Consider the following 18841-nt stretch of genomic DNA (forward strand, 5'->3'; position numbering starts at 1 on the left):
GTGGTCCGGTCTCTCCGTGCCTTCGGCCACACCTCGGCCCTTCACGCCTCGATCGCTCGCTCGCCCCACTCCAACCCCGCCGCACGGGACCCTGACCCCAACCCATTCCTGGCTCATGCACAAAGAACATGAGCTCGTCCCCCTACGGGAACCACGGCGCACTACGCATGTGTGAGACGCCGACCCAGCAGACGTCCGGCAGGCCGGTGTTGCAGGAACCCGCATAGACTCTCGGGTCATGTCGACGTTCACCCCCCATGGTCCCGCCCCCACGGCCACCGTCATTCACTACGGCCGGAGAAGCGCCCGGCAAGGGTTCACGCTCGGTGGGATCTTCATGGCGATGGGTGCATTCTTCGTCGTCTTGGCAGTGGTCATCACCGCCGGTCTGAACGGCAACAAGCCCCAACCGGTGGGCCTCGTTGCACTGGGCTTCGCGACCATCGGCTACTCGGGCTTCAAGATCTTCCGCTCGGCCCTGTCGTTCCATCACCTGGCCGTGAGCGTGGACGACACGGGGCTGTGGCTGCGGACCCGCACTCAGCAGAGCGTCATCCGCTGGGACGCCCTCGCCGGCGTTGCAGTCCACTGGAGCGAAACCGGCAACCGAGGTGAAAGGCGCTACTCGATCGAGTTGTGCCCCAACGGCCCGATCGACCGCGATGACCCAGTGCTGTGGGTCTTGGTCCGCGACGAGCAGCCCCTCCGACCTGGCCTCCCGCGTCTGCGCTATCGCTTCGTCATGAACGGCACAGCCGCGAGCTACCGGGAGCCCTTGGTCAAGGCGATCCGACAGTACGTCCCGCACCTTTGGCTCGGCGAGACGCAACGCGAGCCAGGCCACTGCGGCGTTCCCGACTACGAGGGACACCGGGAGCGGACCGCCGGCAGGGTGCTCTGAGGGGACGCCGCCAACGCTTCCGGTCCGTGGGCCGTGCCCCGCTCCTGCCGCCCGCTACCGAGCGGCGCCATCGCTACCCCGGGCGGTTGCGCATTCCCGACCGAGTGGCACTCGCTGGTGTGATGTATGTGCTGGCGACCGGGGTCGCATGGCGTGACGTCCCCGCGGAGACGGTGGGATGCTCCGGGGTGACGGCCGGGCGCCGGCTGCGGGACTGGACCGAGGCGGGTGTATGGCCGCGCCTGCACGCGGCCCTGCTGACCGAGCTGCGCCCTGCCGGCCTGCTGGACCTGGATGACTGCTCCGTAGACGGGTCGCACGTCCGGGCACTCAAAGGGGGGACCACATCAGCCCCTCACCCGTCGACCGCGCCCGCCCCGGCTCCAAGCACCACCTGATCGTCGACCGCCACGGAACCCCGCTTGCCGTCACGCTCACGGCGGCAACCGGCACGACATCACCCAGCTCCTGCCGCTGCTGGACGCCGTCCCGCCGATTCGGGGACTGCGGGGCCGACCCCGCCGCAGGCCCCGGCGCCTGTCTCATATGCCTGCGCCGCCTACGTGCCTCATCCTGAAATGATCAGTTGGCTGTCCGTGCTGATTCCGGCGGCACCGGAACTCACGAATGTCGAGATCAGCACGCGCTCGCTGGTCCCGAACGCACCGACATCTGGCCCCGGAACTCCGGAAATGAGCATGTGTTTCACGTACGGCGGAAATTGAGAACGGCCAGCGCGGCTGCGGCGCAGATGGCCATGGTGGTGCCCATGGCGACTGCGGTGACCTGGCCGGGCAGGCTCATGGCGGAGGCGGCGAGGCCGCCGACGAGGAATTGCAGTAGTCCTTGCAGGGAGGAGGCGGCTCCGGCGGCGGAGCCGTGGCCGCTCAGTGCCAGGGATGTGGCGTTGGCCAGCACGATGCCGAGCATGGACACCACCAGGAAAAGGCAGGTCAGCAGCAGCGGTAGCGGGAGGCCTAGCACGGCGCAGGTCAGGACGCCGGCGGAGCCGAGGGTTGCCACGGTCAGACTGACGCGCAGCAGGGTGTGCTCGTCGGCGGCGCGGCCGACGAGCCAGCCGCTGACCTGCCCGAGCAGCACGATGCCCAGACCGTTGAGGCCGAAGACGAGGCTGAACCGTTGGGCCGTGAGCCCGTAGGCGTCTTGCAGGACGAACGACGATCCGGAGATGTAAGCGAACACGGCGGCGAACATCAGTGCCGCGGCGAGCACGTACCGCAGGTAATGGAGGTCGGTGACCAGCGTCCGGAAGGTCCGCAGCGTCGCGCGCAGGTGGGCCGGTGCCCGCTTGGCGTCCGGAAGCGACTCGGGCAGCGCGAAGACGACCGCAAGCAGCAGGACGGCGCCGACGGCGGCGAGCACCAGGAACACCGCGCGCCAGGTGGTGAGCGCCAGCAGTTGGCCGCCGATGACGGGCGCCACGACCGGGGCGACGCCGTTGACGACCATGAGGGTGGAGAAGAACCGGGTCATGGCGGTGCCGGAGAACAGGTCCCGCACGATGGCCCGCGCCAGGACCGTGCCCGCGGCCGCACCCAGCGACTGCAGTATCCGGCCGGCGATCAGGTAGCCGACGGTGGGCGCCAGCGCGCACCACAGCGACCCCGCCAGGTACAGCGCCATACCGGCAAGCAGCGGGCGGCGCCGGCCCCATGCGTCCGACAGTGGACCGACGATTACTTGGAAGAGGGCCAGGCCGACGACGAACGCCGTGAGGGTCATCTGAACCAGCGGCGCGCTGGTGTGCAGCTGGTGAGCCATGCTCGGCATGGCGGGTAGGTACATGTCGATCGTGAGTGCACCGAAGGCGCTCAGCGAGCCGAGCAGCAGGGCCAGCCGCGCCCGGCGCCCCAGGTTCACCGGCTTCGGGACGTCGGTGCTCTCCGCCGTGGCGACCGTCTGCCGATCTTGCGCATCACCATGAGTTATGGACATATAATTATGGTGGCATAACTCAGTAGAGTGGTGCCATGCCCCGCGACACAAAAGACGCCGTCGGCACGGACGCCGGTGGCCCGCTCGCCGACCTCGCCGACCTGATCCTCAACGTCGGCCGACTGGTGCGTGCCCGGACTCCGGAAGGCCCGCAGGTGGTGACGCTGACCGAAACCGAGCGGCAGGTGATGCGGGTCGTCGACCTGTACCCCGGGGCCGCGCCGAGCGAGATCGCCCGCCGCACCCGGCTGCAGCGCACCAACGTCAGCACGGCGCTGCGCAGCCTCGAGGGCAAGGGGATGGTTTCCCGCGCCGCCACCAACGGCCGCGGCATCGCCGTGCGCCCGACGGAGCGCGCGGCGGCCAACCTCCGGGTGCTGCGCGCCGCCTGGGCACAGGAGCTCGCCGCTATCCTGGGCGACGACCTCGACACGGTCCGGCAATGCACCCACCTGCTCAGCCACCTGGAACAGCGGCTCACCGCCGACGACCAAGGCGGTCCATGACCACACGAGACCCACTGGGTCGTCGAGCATCAGTTATGGACGTCGGAGACAGCTTCGCGGGCTGCCCGAACACGAGCGGGAGAAGTTCAGGGGTTGCGCCACGGGCCGCGCCGCGGGACCGGGACCATCCGCATGAGTGGCGACTCGTGGCCCTCTGCGGTGTGCAGCGTGAGCGTCATGCTCTTCGGGCGGCCCTTGGTCGCCTCGGCGCCGTCCACCTTGGTGGTTCGTGGGCAGAACGTGGCCCTATAAGCACTGGCTGGTCGTTCCGTTCCGAGCCCCCGCGGGCCCGCAGCTCTACGGGAAACCGCCACAGGAGCGCCACTGGATCGTCACTGCGAGCCGTATGTACCCATGCCTTGTGGGACTCGCCGCACTGGGTTCCGCGCCCACCGGCTACTCGGGCCTCAAGGTTTTCCGCTCGACCCTCTGGCCCCATCACCTCGTCGCGAGCGTCGACAGACACGGGTCCGTGGCTGCGAACCCGCACTCAGCAGAACGTCATCCGCTGGGACGCCCTCGCCAGAGTGTCCGTCCACTGGAGCGAAACCGGCGACCGGGGGTCAGGCGCTACTCGATCGAGTTGTGCCTCAGCTGGCCGATCGGCCGTGATGCCCCTGGGGTCCAGAGATGCCCACCTGTGCGGCGAACGGCTTCGCGTGCGTCGGGACCAATGCCACCAAGGCGATCCACGATTCGTCTACGAACACCAACTCGAATCGGCCTCGCTGGAACACACCCTTCGGATTCGCACGGACTTCCAGCACTCCCGATCGCGGGGCCTCCCAATGGAGTTCGTACGCTCGACCGCTGTTCCACAGCTTCGCGCGGTCGGCGAGGGCGAGCACCCGGCGGTCGGTGAACGCGACCACGAGCGTCGTAGCGGACAAACGTGCCGCCGTGTAGTGCGCCACCAGAAATTGCCCTGCCTGGCTCTCCCACCCCCCATGCATGCCCTTGCCAAGAGCCGCCTGTGTGAGGCCATGCTCCGCTGACTGGTGAACTCCTTCCATCGTCCGTTCAAAGCGTGTGACGGGCTTCGGTTCGCTAGGCCGCAGGAACCTCTGAACTGGCCCGGGGAGGCGGGACTTGATCCAGCGCTCCGGCTCTGACTCTTGAGGAGGCTGCCGTAGCCATAGCGGTCGCTCCGGCACCCCGGGAGCCAGTTCGCACTCGCAGACCGCAAGCAGCCGCTCGGCAGGCTGGAGGTGGGGCTGGACGTAATCACGGCAGTCTTCGTTCACCCTGCCTTTCCTTCTGATCACATGAGTCGTCAGCCGAAGGCATGGCCACGGCATCTAGGTTCTGCCGGCCGCCCATCACTGTCGGTTGCACCGACGATGCCAAGCACCGGCCATCTACGGCCGCTGGACAGTCCCCAACACATGACCGCCGGACATGGCGATGACGCCCCCGCGGTCCAGGTCGCCCGCGAACCAGGTAGCTTTCTCCAACCGTCCCGGCTTCGGCCGGCGTAGGCGCCAGGTCCGGGCAGCCATGGTCGCCGACCTGGGCTCCTCGGCTGTATGGGCAGCAAGCTGCACCCGTATTCCGGCTCCGTTGTTCACAGGGACGCCTTGATCACGAGCCACGACGCAGTACTGCCAGGGGCAGGACCGGAGCACAGCTTCGACGGTCCGCAGCCAGCGCAGCTTCTTGGCCGGCCCGGCCAGCAAGAAGGCAGTGGGGATCAGGAGGAACGAAGCCATCCCCTCAACAAGCTGCGCGTCGGTCTCGACGGTGCGCGCCGCGATCAGCAAGGCCATCCAGACCCCCGCTCGGACCGCGAGGTTGATGAGTGCCCTTCGGCGAGCACGCTCACATGTAAGCCGGGTCCCCGGGTCGTCAAACGCACGCTTGCCCATGGGGACGGGGGCATCCGTCTTCAAGTGCCCTACTCCTGGATGTCAGTTACGCGTGTGAGGGTGAACTCAAGCAACCGGTCCCTCGGGGCTCGGTGCCTGGCGATGGGGGGGGCGTCCGTGGATCACGCACCCCGCTGGTCAGCGATCAGGCTCCGGTCATCTTCCCAGGGCTCACGTCAAAGTCGGACGCAAGGCCCTCCAAATGCCGCTTCACTTGACGTCCTGCCCGCTTGCTCCCCATCAGAACTGCCAGCACGGACGCCACCGCGAGAGCAACCGTCGCTACAGTACCGACCCCAAAGGTGATCACGGCCAGGGTCACGATGCCGAGTATGAGCCCCTGCAGGACGGTGGCATTGGCGCTTGCCTCTAGAGGGGATACGGGGTGAAGGGCTCGGGTCTCGCCCGCTGCTGGGAGTTCCCAATCCGTCGAGACAAGCGCGGCGTGTGGCAGGTCGACTGAAGCGTCCGAAGACTCAAGCCATCCGGCGACATAACGCCCTCCGTCCAGAATCAGAACGGCGTAACCGACTGAACTCGCGTAAGGGAGCTGCCGAGTAGGCCGACGCCAATAGACGTGCCCCCGGACGCCCATGAGCGGTTCCCGCAGGGGCACAGGGTCGACGATGTCGTCCAGATACAGATACATCTCGCCGAACTCTGCATTCGTTATGCGAATACAAGGCTTCAGGTATTTTGTCGCAGACGTAGACGCCGGGCGCTCGTCAAGGGCCACACCCACCCCTGTGACACAGATGGACAGTGCGTGGAGTGATCCTTGTTGTCGCGAACGGTGAAGGCCAGCCACAGGATCCGAGCGCCAGCGACCAAAGAGGTTCATGAACCAGCAGAAGACAAGACACCCCAGAGCCGAGAAGACGGTCCACAAGTCTGCCCGGCCGCCGATCTTCTCCTCAAGCGACTGCCGATCCCCGATAAAAAAACCCAAGTGGGGTGACGACGGTGCAAAGAGAACCCAGACCTTCTCTCCTGCTCGCGGCTTGTTGCTTGACTTCATCTCCGCTTCAAGGATCTCGGGCCTTTGATCGAACGGCACAGATACCTGCACCGTGGAACTGTAATGCCCAGTGCGCTGACTGCGTACATACTCCGTGGACAAGACCTTGTCGATCGCGGTTGTGCGCATCGCGGAACCGGCGTCAACGATCTCCCACGCTGCGTGCGCTGGAGAGAGTACCGCGTAAGCCACCAGAAACGCGGCCACCACCCAGGACCAGGACGCGAATCCGACCCAGCCGTTGCGTTGCTCCACCCACCAGTGTTTGCCGCCCACGTCCAGGTCATTGGCGGAGCGCCGGCGGAGGAGGAGGGATCCGCCCATCGCAGCAACTGCAGCCGCCGCTAGACAGGCGAAGAGGTCCCACCTGGGTGGGCGAGTGGAGGGCTGAATCAGGACGGCGGCGACCGCAGCAGCAATGCTGAGTCCCAACAGAGCCAAGCAACGGGCCATGGTGCTGGACCTCGTCATCACCGAAATCTTCCTCAAAAATGGGCAGACGACTTTCCGTAGGCCAGTCTCGATGCTTACTCGATGGTTCGCGGAGCGTTGCGGTTGCGGTCTTCCTCCGAGAACCAGGTCTCTAACTCCTCGACCAAGTAGTCGGGACGGTTGCCCCTGGCCGTTTCTCATTCTCGGACCGCCGGCCACCGCGGCCGATCACGCCGCCAGCTCCACCTGTTATAGCGCCGCGTTGTGTTCCCCTGCGGCTACCGTGCAGGCCCGCGCCGCAGCAAGCGGGCTCCCTTCTACCACTCAGGCCTTCCCGGCCACCGGCTCCCTTACCCACCGCCCTCCTGGTGCCACAACCCTCATTACCGCAAATGCGCCACGAGAACGGCAGTACCTGGATGGTCACGCTGGGAAGCCCAAAGCCTCCAACGGAGGGCTGCGCCATGGTGCTGGGACTCGGCGACGGCCAGCGGACGCTTACTCAAATCGACAACAGGCGATTGGGACGACGAAATCACCTGCCTCGCCAAGTCATGCCGGTCACCGGCCGATAGGGTGCGCCACACGCATACCGATTCAGCCCGGATGACGGGGTTGCTGGGGGTAGGCGTTCGAGTGCGGCGGGAACTGTGCGGGGGAATCGGTATCACCCTGGTTGGGGGGTGACGGGTACGGCTGCTGGATGTTTGGATAGCTCGGCTGCTGAGGCGGGTAACCCAGGTGCTGGGGGTAAGCGCCCATTCCAGGGACGGTCTGGTCCCTACCAAAGTTGCGGCGACTGCGCAGCGCAGCGAAGACGGCGACGGCGCCAATCACGGCTCCTATGCCGATGACGCCAACCACAAGGACGACGAGGCCCATTGAGAAAACTCCCTTCACATTCTTGTCTGGTGGGTCTCAGGAGCCCCGGTTTCCCGCACTGGCACCACCCTCATATGGGCGGTGATCACACATGCTGGGGTCGGGGTGGTCTCCCCTGCTGTTTCCTTCTTCGGACCGCCGACCGTTACGGCCCCTGTGCCCGCGCCGCCTCGGCCAGCTCCGGTACCGCCCAAGCCGCCCATCACCTGTTCGGCTTCCACCGCTCGGACTTGCCGAACTGCCACCAGCAAGACCACCGCTACCGCCCGCGGGGCTGGCCGCTCCGCCAGGGGTGCAGATACGGCCATCGCTGCCTATGCCTCCGCCCGTACCCGTGACGGGACCAGTCCCCGTCCAGCCTGGAGAGATGCTGTCCACCTTCATCCCGGCCGTCGGGAGCTGCGAGCTCCTCCCCGTAATTCCACAATCATGAGGCGACGCAGGGGTTGGCTTAGTGCTGGTAGCGAGGCCCGCGCTCCAGGGTTTGGCGCGCTGCTTCTGTAACTCAGCCCCGTACTGCCAGACGCAAAAGCGTGCTGGCAGGGTCAGTTCGCGCCAGCAGATGGACCGACAGGCTCATCCTGAACCAGGAGTTCAGCCAGTTGTCGCGTGCGGCGGCTTGCGGTCACCATCCAGGCAACGGGGAGTGCCAGGACGGCAACTGAAGCCAGCAGCACAGCCCCCGTATTGCCCACACCCAGCGTCATTAGCATCAACGCCAGCAGCGCAACATGCAAGGCCACAAATCCAACGCCGTGCACTGCAGGGTCCCAAACCGGCAGTGTCCTAATTGCGCGCAGTTCACGTCCTCCGGGGAGTTCCTTCGACGCAGACACCGGCGCACCATCCGGAATTACAGAGCCAGGCGCAGCGTCAACCCATCCACGAACGTATCGGTTGCCCTGAAGAACAAGCACGGCTTGGCGCCTAGCAGGGGCTTGAGACCCACTTCGAGGTTGCGGAGCCCAATAAAGTTGAGCCTCCCCAGAGGCGTTTTCGGCGACAGAAACGGGATCAACAGCTCGGTCCATAAAGAGCCGCAACCGAACGCCGCCGGGTCCGTTGAGAAGCAGGCACGGATTCGGTCGGCCCGATTCCTGCCCATCCTGTGACTTCCGACCTCGGGCTGCCCCGCCTCCGACCACTGAGACTCCGAGGGATCGGACACGGCCGGCCTTCAGCGCAGGGAGTGAACTCCCGACCGTGCCGCATACCCACGCAAGGAGGGTCCACCAGGTTGTCCAGCCCGCTACCAAGAGAATCAGAGGCAGGCTGGCAGGTCCACCAGTCTTCTCCTCCAAGGCTCCCCGGTCGGTGTCAAGAATGGCTCCCAAAGATCCCGACGAAGGTGCGTACAGAGCCCAGACCTCATCACCAGCACGCATCGGCTCATCGGAGAATACCTTGCCTGAGACATCCCGACTGCCACTAGCGAACGGAATCGACACCTCGACCTCTGAGGAGTAAGTAGTGTTCCCCGTCCGCTGATTCCTGGAGTGCTCGGATGAGAGAACTCCGTGAACCTTGACCTCCGTGATGGTGTGGCCGGCCTCGGTGATCCGCCATGCGTCGGCAGAGTAAGAAAACGTTGCGTAAACCACAAGGAACACAGGCACTATGATGAGGAACAGACCAAACCCCATCCATGCGCTACGTTGCGCCGGCCACCAATACCGGCCTCCAGAAACAACGCCTGCTTCAGAGGGCCTGCTTCGGAGGAGAGTGATGAATCCACCGGTTGCACCTACAAGAGCGACCAGAATGCAAACGAGCAAGTCCCATCGGGGCGTTACCTCAGCAGGCGCTGCAAAAGCACGTACAACGACTGCGGCAATACCCAGAGCGACCAGCGCAAGGCAAACCCTCATGGTACGGAACATATGACTCACCCGAAGTCGTCCTTGATACTGCGCTGTCCCGCCGAGGGCTGCGATCGGGTCTCTGCCTTCGGTGAATCCTTCGGTTCGCCCCCATCGCTCTCGCCCCCTTTCATGGCTTCTTCAATGCGGCTGGTTGCCGCACCAGCCCCAGTGGCCCCCAGCCCTGCGGGAATTCCCTCAAAAGCTACGTCGGGACCGGTCCGTTGGGGGATGTCCGGAAAGTCATCCGGTTTTTGAACGCCATCACTTTGATGGGATGCATGATATCCCACACCACCCGCGACACCACCCCCCACGGTGCCACCGATTGCGTTTGCGAGGGCGTTGTAGCCCATCTCTTTCAAGCCATTACCGGTGGTCGGGAGGTCTCCGGTACCCATGCGAACTCCGTCTACGACGAGTCCACCTGTCACATTCCCGGTGGCGCCACCAACGGCGCCGGATACCATGGCATCCGCCACACCGTCGCCGAATCGCCCGGCGATTTTGCCCGCGACGAACAGGCCGGGCCCGGTTCCGGCTAGAGCGCCGAGGGAGGACTGCCAAGCCGCCTCTCCAAGTTCGCCAGGAGTAATACCACCCTCATCGACTGCTGCGCTACCAATCGAGCCAGCAAAATTGCCGATTGCGTTAATTCCGACGCTCGTCAGGAACTTATGAGTCTGTGCTAGCGTCCGGAGTGTGCGGAACGCAGTACCGATCCGGCTCAGAATCCCCCCGAGGCGTCCAGCAATGCTCACGGCCCGCGCCGCCAGACGAGCAGCGTTTGCCGCCGCTGCAGCACCGCCGAATCCGAATGTAACGAAGGAGAGGGCCACACCGACGCCGATTGAAATGCCTATCTCGGCATAGATCGCGTGGATCTCTTCGTTGCACTCCTCGATGGCATCGGCAGCCTCATCGAGCCCCTTGGCGATCTCGTTGTATTGCTCAGTAGCTTGCTCGACTGCTTTCCGAAACTCAATCCAGTGCTTCCTGAACGCATCAGCAGCAGGACCACGCCAGGTGTCCCCGACTGTCGCCTCGACATTCTTGTCCAACGCCTGGAGGATGCCCTCGGGTCCCGCGACGTCCGACGCGAGCTTCCGCCATGCTTTGGCAGCCTGCCTCAGCTCTTCTGGTCGACCACCAGGGCTGATGACTTCGAATCCGGCTTCGACAATCTCTTCTGCTGTCGACTCATTTCCGCTCATCACTTGCCCCCGTCGGCGCTCTTACCGAAGAGCGCCGCAACTTCCTCATCACCTATCTCTGTATTGTCATTGACCTGCTTCAGTGCATCCGCGATCTCGTCCAGGTGTCTGTGCACGAGCGCCATGGCGCGGAGCGCTTCTGCCGAGTACTCGAGATAGGCAGTGGTGACCTCTTCTGACTCAGTGAGGACCCCGAAGCCATCTGTGATGGCTTCTTCACCCGTTTCATTCTCGAACGACTTAAGGAAGGCGCGAAGATCATACGCCTGCAGCTCGAACTTGCGGGCCAGGTTCCTGCCCGCGTTGTCTGCGTAGTACGTCGTATCGTCGGCCACTCTCTATCCCTTGATTGTCGCTTCGGTGCCTTGGGCCCAGCGCGATGGCGTCCTCATCGGTCTTGCGAGGGCGGCTGTTGTGCGTAGGGGTTCGGCTGCTGCTGCGGGTACTGGGCTGGAGGAGTGGGGTAGCCCTGGTTGGATGCCGTGCTTGGGTACTGCTGATATCCCGTCGGGGACTGCGGCGGGTAGCCCGCACCTGCAGGGGGGGTTCCGCCGCCTGAACCGGGGCCACCGTTACCGCCGTTGCGGCGGCTTCGGATTACCGCAATGGCGATGCCGATGACGACTACAGCGGCTGCGATGCCGGCGATGAGGAGGAAGTTGCCCGAGGAGGACTTCTTCTTTTTCTTGGCTGCCTGACTCTTACTGTCGTTTTCGTCGGAAGCTGCACCGGAATCCGTGGACGTGGACGGCGAGGACTTGGCGAGCGGGCCCTGCTTGGGGCCTTTGGGAATGTCCATCGTCAATGCCGCGTACGGACGGATGATGCCGTAGCCGTACTCCTCGTCAGGTGTCTTCTTTACGTCGTGGTCGAGCAGCGTGGCTGACTTGATCAGGCGGTTGATGACCTGGCCTGCAGTAAGGTCGGGGTATTTGGCACGGACAAGTGCTGCTGTGGCGGAGACGTAGGCGGTTGCGTCTGAGGTGCCATCGGCTTCTCCGTAGCCATTTGATTGGCTCGTGTCCGCTCGGACAATATTCGCACCAGGAGCAGTCAGCGTCACTCCTTCACCGAAATTAGACTTGGCCCAAATCCTCAGTGATTCATCAACAGCGCCTACTGCTACTACACCGGGAAGCTTCGCTGGATATTCAAGCCCTGCGGCTCCATCATTTCCCGTCGAGGCTACGACGACAACGTCGTGTTGCTGCGCATACTGGATTGCATTAGCACCCTCAGAACCTGGCTGGGCAAGAGAATCAGCAAATGACATATTGATGACATCGGCACCCTGATCAACTGCGTATCGGACACCTTCTGCCCACTGCTTGTCATTGTACTCGTCGTTATCTGCAGCCTTGATCGGGAGGATCTTGGCCCTCGGTGCCAAGCCGATCACACCTGAAGCATTGTTTGGACCGTGTCCGTGACCAGCGATGAGACTTGCCATACCGGTGCCATGCCCGTCCGTGTCATTCTGGGCATCACCACCGCCGGTGACATCTTTGCCCTTCAATACCTGCCCAGTGAGATCCGGCTGGTTGCCGTCCACTCCGCTATCAACAACGGCAACTGTCGTGCCTTGGCCCTGGGACTCTGACCAGACCTTCTTGAAGTCCATAACGTCAATGACCCACTGCTTGTCACGAATGTAATCCGCAGAGGCAGTCGGGGCTGAAGTGAGGAGCAAGGCTCCTGTCAACGCCACGACACCTGTCGTGAGCCAGACTTGCTTGAAACCCAATTCCCTGCTCCTCACTCAGCGAAGGCTGGGAGCACCAGCCTTCATACATGGGCAGACGACACCTTTCCGCCCGGCCCGCCTGCGTACTTACTCGATGGTCCGCGGTACGTTCCGGTTTCGGTCCTCTTCCGAGATCCAGGTCTCTTCGTCCTCGACAAGGTAGTCGGGACGGTCTCCCCTGCTGTTCTCATCCTCGGACCGGCGGCCCCCGCGGCCGCCCATACCGCCAGCTCCGCCTGCGATACCGCCACGCTGCGTTCCTCCACGACTGCCGTGGAGTCCTGCGCCACCGCCAGCGCCCTGGCCGGTGACTCCCTTGGCCGCTCCGACTACGCCGCCGCGGGACTTGGCGAGAGCTCCACGCCCACTAGCTCCGGCACCGCCTCGGCCTGCCCCACCGGCTCCGGCGGCACCCATGCCACCCACACCGGCTCGACCCCCAGCACCGCGGCCTGCTGCCGCGCCGCCAGCCAAACCACCTCGAACGCCCGTTGCACCGACACCTCCGCGTGCGGCTGCGCTGCCCCCGAGACCGGGCACTCCGCCACCTACGACGCCTGCGCTCTGCGCTCCGCCGGTGCCGAGGCCGCCACCACCGCCGCTTACGCCGGCGGAGCCCGCGCCCGGGCTAGCCCCTGTCAGACCTGGGGAGATGCTGTCCACCTTCGTCCTGGTGGTCGGAAGCTGGGAACCTCCCGTGATACCCGCATCGCGGGGCCCCGCGGGAGCCGACTTGATGCTGCTAGTGGAACCTGCGCTCCAAGGCTTGTTGCCCGCCCTAGCTGCACCCGGACTTCCCGCCGAAGCACTCGGCATTGTGATCGGGGGAGGCATTGTCACATCGTTACTCGGAGGCGTAATGCCCGTTACGTCGTCTCGACCCCCGCCACTCTTGAGGTTCTGCCCATAGACCCTGTAGTTGGCGGCCAGCTGCTCCATCACTGCCATGGCCTGCAGGCGACGCTCCATCCCCAGCGACAGGTTCTTCTCATTCGCCTCGGCGACAGTGCCAGCGCTGACGCCTGCAGCCAGATCCTTGTGCGCCTGAGAGTCATCGCGATCAGAGTTGTCATTCATCTTGTCGCCCGCGCTCTCTAGCTTGGACGGTTCGTGAATGTCGGCCATCTTGGTCTTAGCGGCGTCGAGGTCCTTGCTGATCGCAAAGAGTTGCTCCGCTGTGAAGTTGGCGTGTGCAGCCCCGTTTCGGATCTGGACCGCGATGTTGTCCGCCCTACGCTTAAAGGCTTGGGCCGCTTCGCCTTCCCAGTGCTCGAGCACGGCGTCGACTGCGCTCTGCAACATACCCGCGACACTGTCCTTCGCGGAAACCTCGTCCACACCCCCGGTCGCGCCGTCGCCGTCGCCACCTGACAGGATGTTATGGACCATTTTCCAGTTGGATCCAACCTCCGCAATTTTTCCGGGATTGGAATCCATGATCATCTTGCGCAATCCGTTGACCGAGTACTCGACAAACGGCGTCTTTCCGTTCTCGGTCGCGCGGTTGAAGGCCACGTTATTACGCGCGACCTTGTCGGACTCAATGAGGCGGTCGTGATTGTTCTGCTGCTCTGCCGCCCTGGCCTTGTTCTGGTTGTCCTCTTGAATCTTGCTGGACGCCATTTCCTCGGCAGCGCCGGCCATGGTCCACTCTCCTCGTCAGTGTTTTCCGGGACTCAACTAGTTCGTCTGCGCCAGCTTGCCCTTGGTAGACCCGCCCGAGCCGCCCCCGACGCCCCTCTTGATCTCATGCTCCTCGTCGTTGTACCTGTCCCGGACCTTTGAGGTTTTTGTGCTGAAGTCGTCAATCAACCCGTGGAGCGTCTTGATGATGCCCTCGATCTTTGTCTTCATTTCGGTTTGAGCCGCATGGAGGTTCTTGGCCTCGTGGAACACAACTTCTCCAGAAGTCTGGCCGAAGGCATGCTCCGGAATGGTCGTGTCGTACTTCGACGTAGTTCCGGCCTTGTCCATGTCGTCAAGCAACCGCCAGAGCTTCCGGATCACCTCGTCCAGCGCGCTGAGATCAACCCGCATCCCGTTGCTCATACCCCGTTGTCCTCTCCCCTGTTGTCCAAGTCGTCAGCACCTCGCGGTGCCCAAGTCTTCGCTCTGTCCTGCATCAACCGGAAGACCGTCCGGACTCCCGAGCCCGCCGACTACGCCAGTCCCGCAAAGCAACCCCGCTCCCCGCAACCACCAGAGCCAGCGCAAGCCCCGTGCCCAGCACGTACATGGCCACCCGCTGCTCCCGCTCCGACTCGCTCTCGCCCATCGTCACGGCCATCGGGACGACGCCGCCCGAGCCGGCCGCGGCCGGCGGGTCCGGCTTCGGTGAGGTGCCCGGCTCGGAGTCGTCCGACAACGCGGCGACCGGGTCCACGACGCCCCATCCGATGTACGGGTTGGGGCCTCGCCCGGGTCGCTGCGCCGTTTCCTCGATGCGTGTGGCGATCTGGGCCGCGTTCCAGTCCGGGTGCTTGTCCTTCAGCAATGCCGCGACCCCGGCCACGTAGGGCGCCGCGAAGCTCGTGCCGTCGGCGGTGCACTGGCCCTTGTCGGGGACCGTGGAGACCATGCCGACGCCCGGTGCCGCGACGTCCACGAAGTCGCCGGACTGGGAGAAGACGGCGCGTTCGTCGTTGCGGTCGGAGGCCGCCACCGCCAGGACGCCGTCGTAGGCGGCGGGGTACGTCTCGTCGGTGCTGCCGTCCGCGCCGTCGTTGCCGGCGGCAGCGATGATGAGCGCGCCCTGGCCCACGGCTTCCGCGACGGCTCTCCGCAGCGGTCCGTTGTCCTTCTTGTTGGCGGTGTCCGACGAGATGTTGATGACGTCGGCGCCCTTGGCGACCGCGTCCCGGATCGCGGCGGACATCGTGCCCGAGTCGCCCTGCTTCTCCTGGCCGCCCGTGTAGCGGTAGGAGAGGATCTTGGCCTTCGGCGCGATGCCCACGAAGCCCGTGCCCTTGAGTGGGCGGGCCGCGATGATGCCGGCGACCCTGGTGCCGTGGCCTTCGATGTCCTTGGTGGCGGGGCCGTCGACGTAGGTGTCGCCACCGGCCACGGCGGAAGTCAGCTGAGGGTTGCTTTTGTCGACCCCGGTGTCGATCACCGCGACCGTGACGTCTTCGCCCTTCGCCTGCTCCCACAGCTGGTCCAGGAGGATCCGCTGCAGCGACCAGGGTGTGGACTTGATGACGTCACCGCCGAAGACGCACTCCGTGCTGTCCGACAGGCCGAAGTCCGTGCGGTCGGAGCCGCGGCCGGGAGTAGGAGCGTTCGCGGCGTCCGCGAGGTGGGCAGGTGCCGCCCCGACCGCCGGTGTCGCCGATGTCGCCCCAGATGTGGTCGTCGCTGTCGGTGCTTTCGACGCCGCCGCCTGGGCCAGCGGCAGGAACGGTGCCGATGCCAGGCAGATCCCGGTCACCGCGAGCGCGCCAAACGCCCGCTGCAGTCCGCGGGTTCCACTCGTGCGGCTGTCGCGGCTACGCGAACGGGCTGTCCGGCCCTCCACGTTCAGGCCCCTCATGTCCAGGCCCCCCAGGGCTTCCTTGCTGCCTTGCTTCCTGCGCAGCTGGGTCTTGTCTGTGGCACGGATGCGGTGAGGTCCGTGCATGTGTCCGGGATTTGCTGTGTACGGCTCCGTGGGAGCTGTCCGTGATCCCGTAGAAAGCGTGTGCGACCCCGAAGCAGAGGTCGGCCCAGCGGACGCCATGGCGTCCGCTGGGCCGATTCTCTTCATGTCATGTCCCTCGGGTCGCCGACGGGCTCAGCCCCAGGTCTGGGCGTTGCTCTTCTCAGTGGCCTGGTAGTTCTCGGCGGCGCTCTGCAGCGCCGTGGAGATCTTCAGCAGGGTGGAGTGCAGGTCGGCGGCGGTCTGGTCCCACTCGCGCTGCTTGCGCTGGTAGCCCTCCTGCGCCTCACCTTCCCAGGTGTTGGCGACGCGCTTGACCGCGGCCTCGAGGTCGTCCAGCTGCTGCTTGATGCGGCCGGCGGTCGTCTTCACGTCCGTGGACGCGTTGGTGATCGTTGCGTAATTGACGAGGATCGACATCGTCATCCCTTTCAGGAAGAAATCGAAGGAAGTCGGTGGAGATCAGGAAGAGTTGGAGTGCTTCGGCGGTGCCGTCGGCCTCGGCGGCCCGATGGGTCGACGGCCCGATGAGTCAGGCCGATGAGGCGATGACCCGGCCGCCGCTGGAGCACTTCCGCTCAAGAACGGCTCGATCAGCCGAAGTCGGACATGATCTTGCTGATCTCGGCGTTCTGCTGCTCCTCGGACGCGGAGTAGTTGCTCCGCGTGGAGTCCACGGCTTCCTTGATGTCATTGAGGATGTCGCTCATCCTCTTGGCGTCCGCGTTCCACCGCTCCTGCAGCTGGTGGTAGGACGTGGCCGCCTGGCCCTTCCAGCCACCCGCGATCTGGTCGATCACTCCGTTGAGACGGCGGATCTCGCTCTGCAGCTGACCGTTGACGGTGTTGATGTCACCGGAGAGCTTGGTGAGTTCGTCCTCTGTTACCCGGAACTGGCCGGCCATGATGAACCTTCCCCCATGTCGTCGTTGGTCCGGGAAACCTGTGCGGGCGCCCGGAAAAGCTTCGCACGCTTGAGCGTTGCAAACACTCTAGCGTCAGCCTGTCACTCAACCAGAGGCGCGGCCAAGCAGTTACACGGCTCACACACACTTGGGCAATCATCTTGTGACCCGCGTAGCGAGTTACCCACCGTTACCCCCGGCCGCTGCCCAAGTGTGCTTGCCTGTCTACCTGTTGGGCGCGCAGGGGCCGGTGACCGGTGGGCAGCCGGAGCCGGCCGGGGAGGGCCGGCGCAGGGCGGCGCCGGCCTCACTCACTGGCTCTGCGGCTGCGACGCGCTACCGGTGTCCAGCATCGGGCCCTTGGAGATGAACGCCGCCCAGGTCTGCGGCACGATGGCCGGCTTGGAGACGTCCTCGTAGCCCAGCCGCGTGCGCGCCTTGTCCGTCTCGGTCGGACCGCCTTGCGACGAGGACGAGGACGAAGAGGCTTCGCCGGCGCTCGGCCCCGCCGCGCTGTCGTTGTTCGACGGGAGCGAGTACCGCAGTCCCGTGTCCGTCAGCAGGTACCACGCACCGCCGCCCGCCGCCTTGCCGGTGACCTCCTGGAAGAGGAGGCCGGAGCCGGACGAGACGTAGGCGCTCTGCGTGTCGGTGATGACCTTCTTGGGGTAGCCCGTACCCGCCCAGGTGGCGAGCTGCGGCTTGTTGCCCTCGCCGATGGTGCCCTTGTAGACGCTGCACGAGGTGGTGAGGGCCTCGCCCGTCGCCGTGGCCGCGGGGTTGGCCTGCTTGGGAACGGCCTGCGGCCAGCCGCGGTCCGCGTAGAAGAAGTCCGCGTCGCCGTCGTTGGCGGCGATGATCTCCTGGGGGTTGACCTCGATGTCGGCGATCTCGTCGGTTCCGTACGCCTTGTCCGCGTCGGGCGACTGCTTGAGCAGGTTGGCGACGAACGGCGTGATGGCGGCGACCTCGTTCTTGAGGACGACGAAGTACTGATCGCCCTGCGCGTCCTTCGCCTTGAGCACGCGGCCCACCGTGCTCGCCTCGGGCGGGAGGCCCTGGACCGACGTGGGCTCGCCGATGGACGGGACGGTCGGAAAGGTGATGACGCCGCCTTCGTTGAAGGTGCGCAGCCACTCCCGGCTCACCGGCTGCGCTTGGGCCCTGCTGCCGACGACGGCGGCGCGCAGCTGCGCCATGGTGACCTGGTCGAGGCCCTCCTGGTCCCCGAGTAGGAAGAGGTTGCCCTTGCCGTCGACCAGGAACTCGCGTCCGGTCTCACGCTCGACGACATACAGGGCTTCGCGGTGGTTGACCTTTCCCGAGTTGGCCAGCGATGTGGCGTCCTCGGAGTCGAAGACGAAGACGGCGCGGTCGATGGTGCCCTTCGCTCCCGGAGCGGGGCGCTCGCAGACCGCCCAGGTCTTCGCCTTCGCCGCGTCCTCCTTGGAGGGCAGCCGGTCGGGGGCGTAGGGGATGCCGATCGTCGCGCCGTGCCGTATGCCGCTCTTGTCGATCTCCTTGCCGGGGACCTCGAGGACGCTGCCCTTGCCCTTGTCGAGCAGCAGCTTGGCGGAGGCGTAGTTGAGGACCGGGTGGAGCACCTTCTCCACCTTGTTGTCCTTCGGGTCCGGGTCCAGGACCACGTACCGCGTGGTCGAGTCGCTGTCCACGATGATGTGCTCACCCGGAGTGTCCCAGCCCTTGGGAGCCGTCGGCTTGATGACGCCCCACGCGATGAAGCCGATCACCAGGACGACGCCCACGCCGAGGCTGGGCATCACCGTACGGACGGGACGCGGTGCGCCTTCCTCCGAGCCGCCCGGTGACGGCGCCAGGAACGCCGCGACGGTGCGCTTGCGAGCGAACGTGTAGGCGGCGAGCTCATCCCGACGCTGCTTTGCCATGGTCCCCGTGTCTCCCGA

The 18841-nt window shown here is 65.2% G+C and carries 15 protein-coding genes and 1 pseudogene; 3 read left to right on the forward strand and 13 right to left on the reverse strand.

The window, feature by feature from the left end; all coding sequences use genetic code 11:
* The first annotated feature begins 238 nt into the window (after positions 1 to 238).
* Together IE97_RS0104325 and IE97_RS39820 are read left to right on the forward strand one after the other, a co-directional pair.
* The gene (locus tag IE97_RS0104325) at positions 239 to 901 is read left to right on the forward strand and encodes a hypothetical protein (protein ID WP_030231273.1); all 663 of its coding nucleotides are present in this window, start codon (positions 239 to 241) and stop codon (positions 899 to 901) included.
* Positions 898 to 1441: pseudogene (locus IE97_RS39820) on the forward strand (IS5 family transposase); the annotation flags it as partial. The gene IE97_RS0104325 and the pseudogene IE97_RS39820, both read left to right, overlap by 4 nt.
* Positions 1442 to 1606: 165 nt before the next feature.
* Here IE97_RS39820 and IE97_RS0104335 read toward each other — a convergent pair.
* On the reverse strand, positions 1607 to 2857 hold the full coding sequence (locus IE97_RS0104335) for a multidrug effflux MFS transporter (RefSeq protein ID WP_078603079.1): 1251 nt from the start codon (positions 2855 to 2857) through the stop codon (positions 1607 to 1609).
* 35 nt (positions 2858 to 2892) lie between these two features.
* On the opposite strand from IE97_RS0104335, the gene IE97_RS0104340 reads away from it, so the two are divergent.
* On the forward strand, positions 2893 to 3363 hold the full coding sequence (locus IE97_RS0104340; RefSeq protein ID WP_030231285.1) for a MarR family winged helix-turn-helix transcriptional regulator: 471 nt from the start codon (positions 2893 to 2895) through the stop codon (positions 3361 to 3363).
* 590 nt (positions 3364 to 3953) lie between these two features.
* Here IE97_RS0104340 and IE97_RS0104350 read toward each other — a convergent pair.
* From IE97_RS0104350 to eccB, 12 genes are all read right to left on the reverse strand, one after another.
* Positions 3954 to 4277, reverse strand: a complete 324-nt coding sequence (locus tag IE97_RS0104350; protein WP_158708235.1) for a hypothetical protein — start codon at positions 4275 to 4277, stop codon at positions 3954 to 3956.
* A 444-nt stretch (positions 4278 to 4721) separates the two neighbouring features.
* On the reverse strand, positions 4722 to 5129 hold the full coding sequence (locus tag IE97_RS0104355) for a hypothetical protein (RefSeq protein ID WP_158708236.1): 408 nt from the start codon (positions 5127 to 5129) through the stop codon (positions 4722 to 4724).
* A gap of 244 nt (positions 5130 to 5373) precedes the next feature.
* Complete coding sequence (locus IE97_RS0104360) at positions 5374 to 6570, reverse strand: hypothetical protein (RefSeq protein ID WP_158708237.1); 1197 nt, start codon at positions 6568 to 6570, stop codon at positions 5374 to 5376.
* Positions 6571 to 9445: 2875 nt separating this feature from the next.
* Positions 9446 to 10633: a WXG100 family type VII secretion target gene (locus tag IE97_RS39825; RefSeq protein WP_158708238.1), complete on the reverse strand. Its 1188-nt coding sequence runs from the start codon at positions 10631 to 10633 to the stop codon at positions 9446 to 9448.
* The gene (locus tag IE97_RS0104370) at positions 10633 to 10968 is read right to left on the reverse strand and encodes a hypothetical protein (RefSeq protein ID WP_030231307.1); all 336 of its coding nucleotides are present in this window, start codon (positions 10966 to 10968) and stop codon (positions 10633 to 10635) included. The genes IE97_RS39825 and IE97_RS0104370 overlap by 1 nt, the downstream gene beginning before the upstream one ends.
* Positions 10969 to 11021: 53 nt before the next feature.
* Entirely contained in the window at positions 11022 to 12377 is a 1356-nt protein-coding gene (gene mycP / locus IE97_RS39830) for a type VII secretion-associated serine protease mycosin (protein WP_234331785.1), read from the reverse strand.
* A gap of 87 nt (positions 12378 to 12464) precedes the next feature.
* Positions 12465 to 14021: a hypothetical protein gene (locus IE97_RS41925; protein ID WP_158708239.1), complete on the reverse strand. Its 1557-nt coding sequence runs from the start codon at positions 14019 to 14021 to the stop codon at positions 12465 to 12467.
* 36 nt (positions 14022 to 14057) lie between these two features.
* Complete coding sequence (locus tag IE97_RS0104395; protein WP_051704849.1) at positions 14058 to 14426, reverse strand: hypothetical protein; 369 nt, start codon at positions 14424 to 14426, stop codon at positions 14058 to 14060.
* 73 nt (positions 14427 to 14499) lie between these two features.
* Positions 14500 to 15804 carry a type VII secretion-associated serine protease mycosin gene (mycP, locus tag IE97_RS0104400; protein WP_234331786.1) on the reverse strand — a complete coding sequence of 435 codons (1305 nt, stop codon included), beginning with the start codon at positions 15802 to 15804 and terminating at the stop codon, positions 14500 to 14502.
* A gap of 342 nt (positions 15805 to 16146) precedes the next feature.
* Positions 16147 to 16437: a WXG100 family type VII secretion target gene (locus tag IE97_RS0104405; RefSeq protein WP_030231327.1), complete on the reverse strand. Its 291-nt coding sequence runs from the start codon at positions 16435 to 16437 to the stop codon at positions 16147 to 16149.
* 167 nt (positions 16438 to 16604) lie between these two features.
* The gene (locus IE97_RS0104410; RefSeq protein WP_030231331.1) at positions 16605 to 16916 is read right to left on the reverse strand and encodes a WXG100 family type VII secretion target; all 312 of its coding nucleotides are present in this window, start codon (positions 16914 to 16916) and stop codon (positions 16605 to 16607) included.
* A gap of 311 nt (positions 16917 to 17227) precedes the next feature.
* Complete coding sequence (eccB, locus tag IE97_RS0104415; protein ID WP_030231333.1) at positions 17228 to 18823, reverse strand: type VII secretion protein EccB; 1596 nt, start codon at positions 18821 to 18823, stop codon at positions 17228 to 17230.
* Between the last annotated feature and the right edge of the window lie 18 nt (positions 18824 to 18841).

It is taken from the genome of Streptomyces sp. NRRL S-455, from assembly GCF_000717875.1.
In the GTDB taxonomy this organism is placed as follows: Bacteria; Actinomycetota; Actinomycetes; order Streptomycetales; family Streptomycetaceae; genus Streptomyces.

Coding starts and splice junctions, on each gene's coding strand:
- IE97_RS0104325 (WP_030231273.1), top strand. CDS start 239: ATGTCGACGTTCACCCCCCATGGTCCCGCCCCCACGGCCACCGTCATT.
- IE97_RS0104335 (WP_078603079.1), bottom strand. CDS start 2,857: ATGTCCATAACTCATGGTGATGCGCAAGATCGGCAGACGGTCGCCACG.
- IE97_RS0104340 (WP_030231285.1), top strand. CDS start 2,893: ATGCCCCGCGACACAAAAGACGCCGTCGGCACGGACGCCGGTGGCCCG.
- IE97_RS0104355 (WP_158708236.1), bottom strand. CDS start 5,129: ATGGCCTTGCTGATCGCGGCGCGCACCGTCGAGACCGACGCGCAGCTT.
- IE97_RS0104360 (WP_158708237.1), bottom strand. CDS start 6,570: ATGGGCGGATCCCTCCTCCTCCGCCGGCGCTCCGCCAATGACCTGGAC.
- IE97_RS39825 (WP_158708238.1), bottom strand. CDS start 10,633: ATGAGCGGAAATGAGTCGACAGCAGAAGAGATTGTCGAAGCCGGATTC.
- IE97_RS41925 (WP_158708239.1), bottom strand. CDS start 14,021: ATGGCCGGCGCTGCCGAGGAAATGGCGTCCAGCAAGATTCAAGAGGAC.
- IE97_RS0104395 (WP_051704849.1), bottom strand. CDS start 14,426: ATGAGCAACGGGATGCGGGTTGATCTCAGCGCGCTGGACGAGGTGATC.
- IE97_RS0104405 (WP_030231327.1), bottom strand. CDS start 16,437: ATGACGATGTCGATCCTCGTCAATTACGCAACGATCACCAACGCGTCC.
- IE97_RS0104410 (WP_030231331.1), bottom strand. CDS start 16,916: ATGGCCGGCCAGTTCCGGGTAACAGAGGACGAACTCACCAAGCTCTCC.
- eccB (WP_030231333.1), bottom strand. CDS start 18,823: ATGGCAAAGCAGCGTCGGGATGAGCTCGCCGCCTACACGTTCGCTCGC.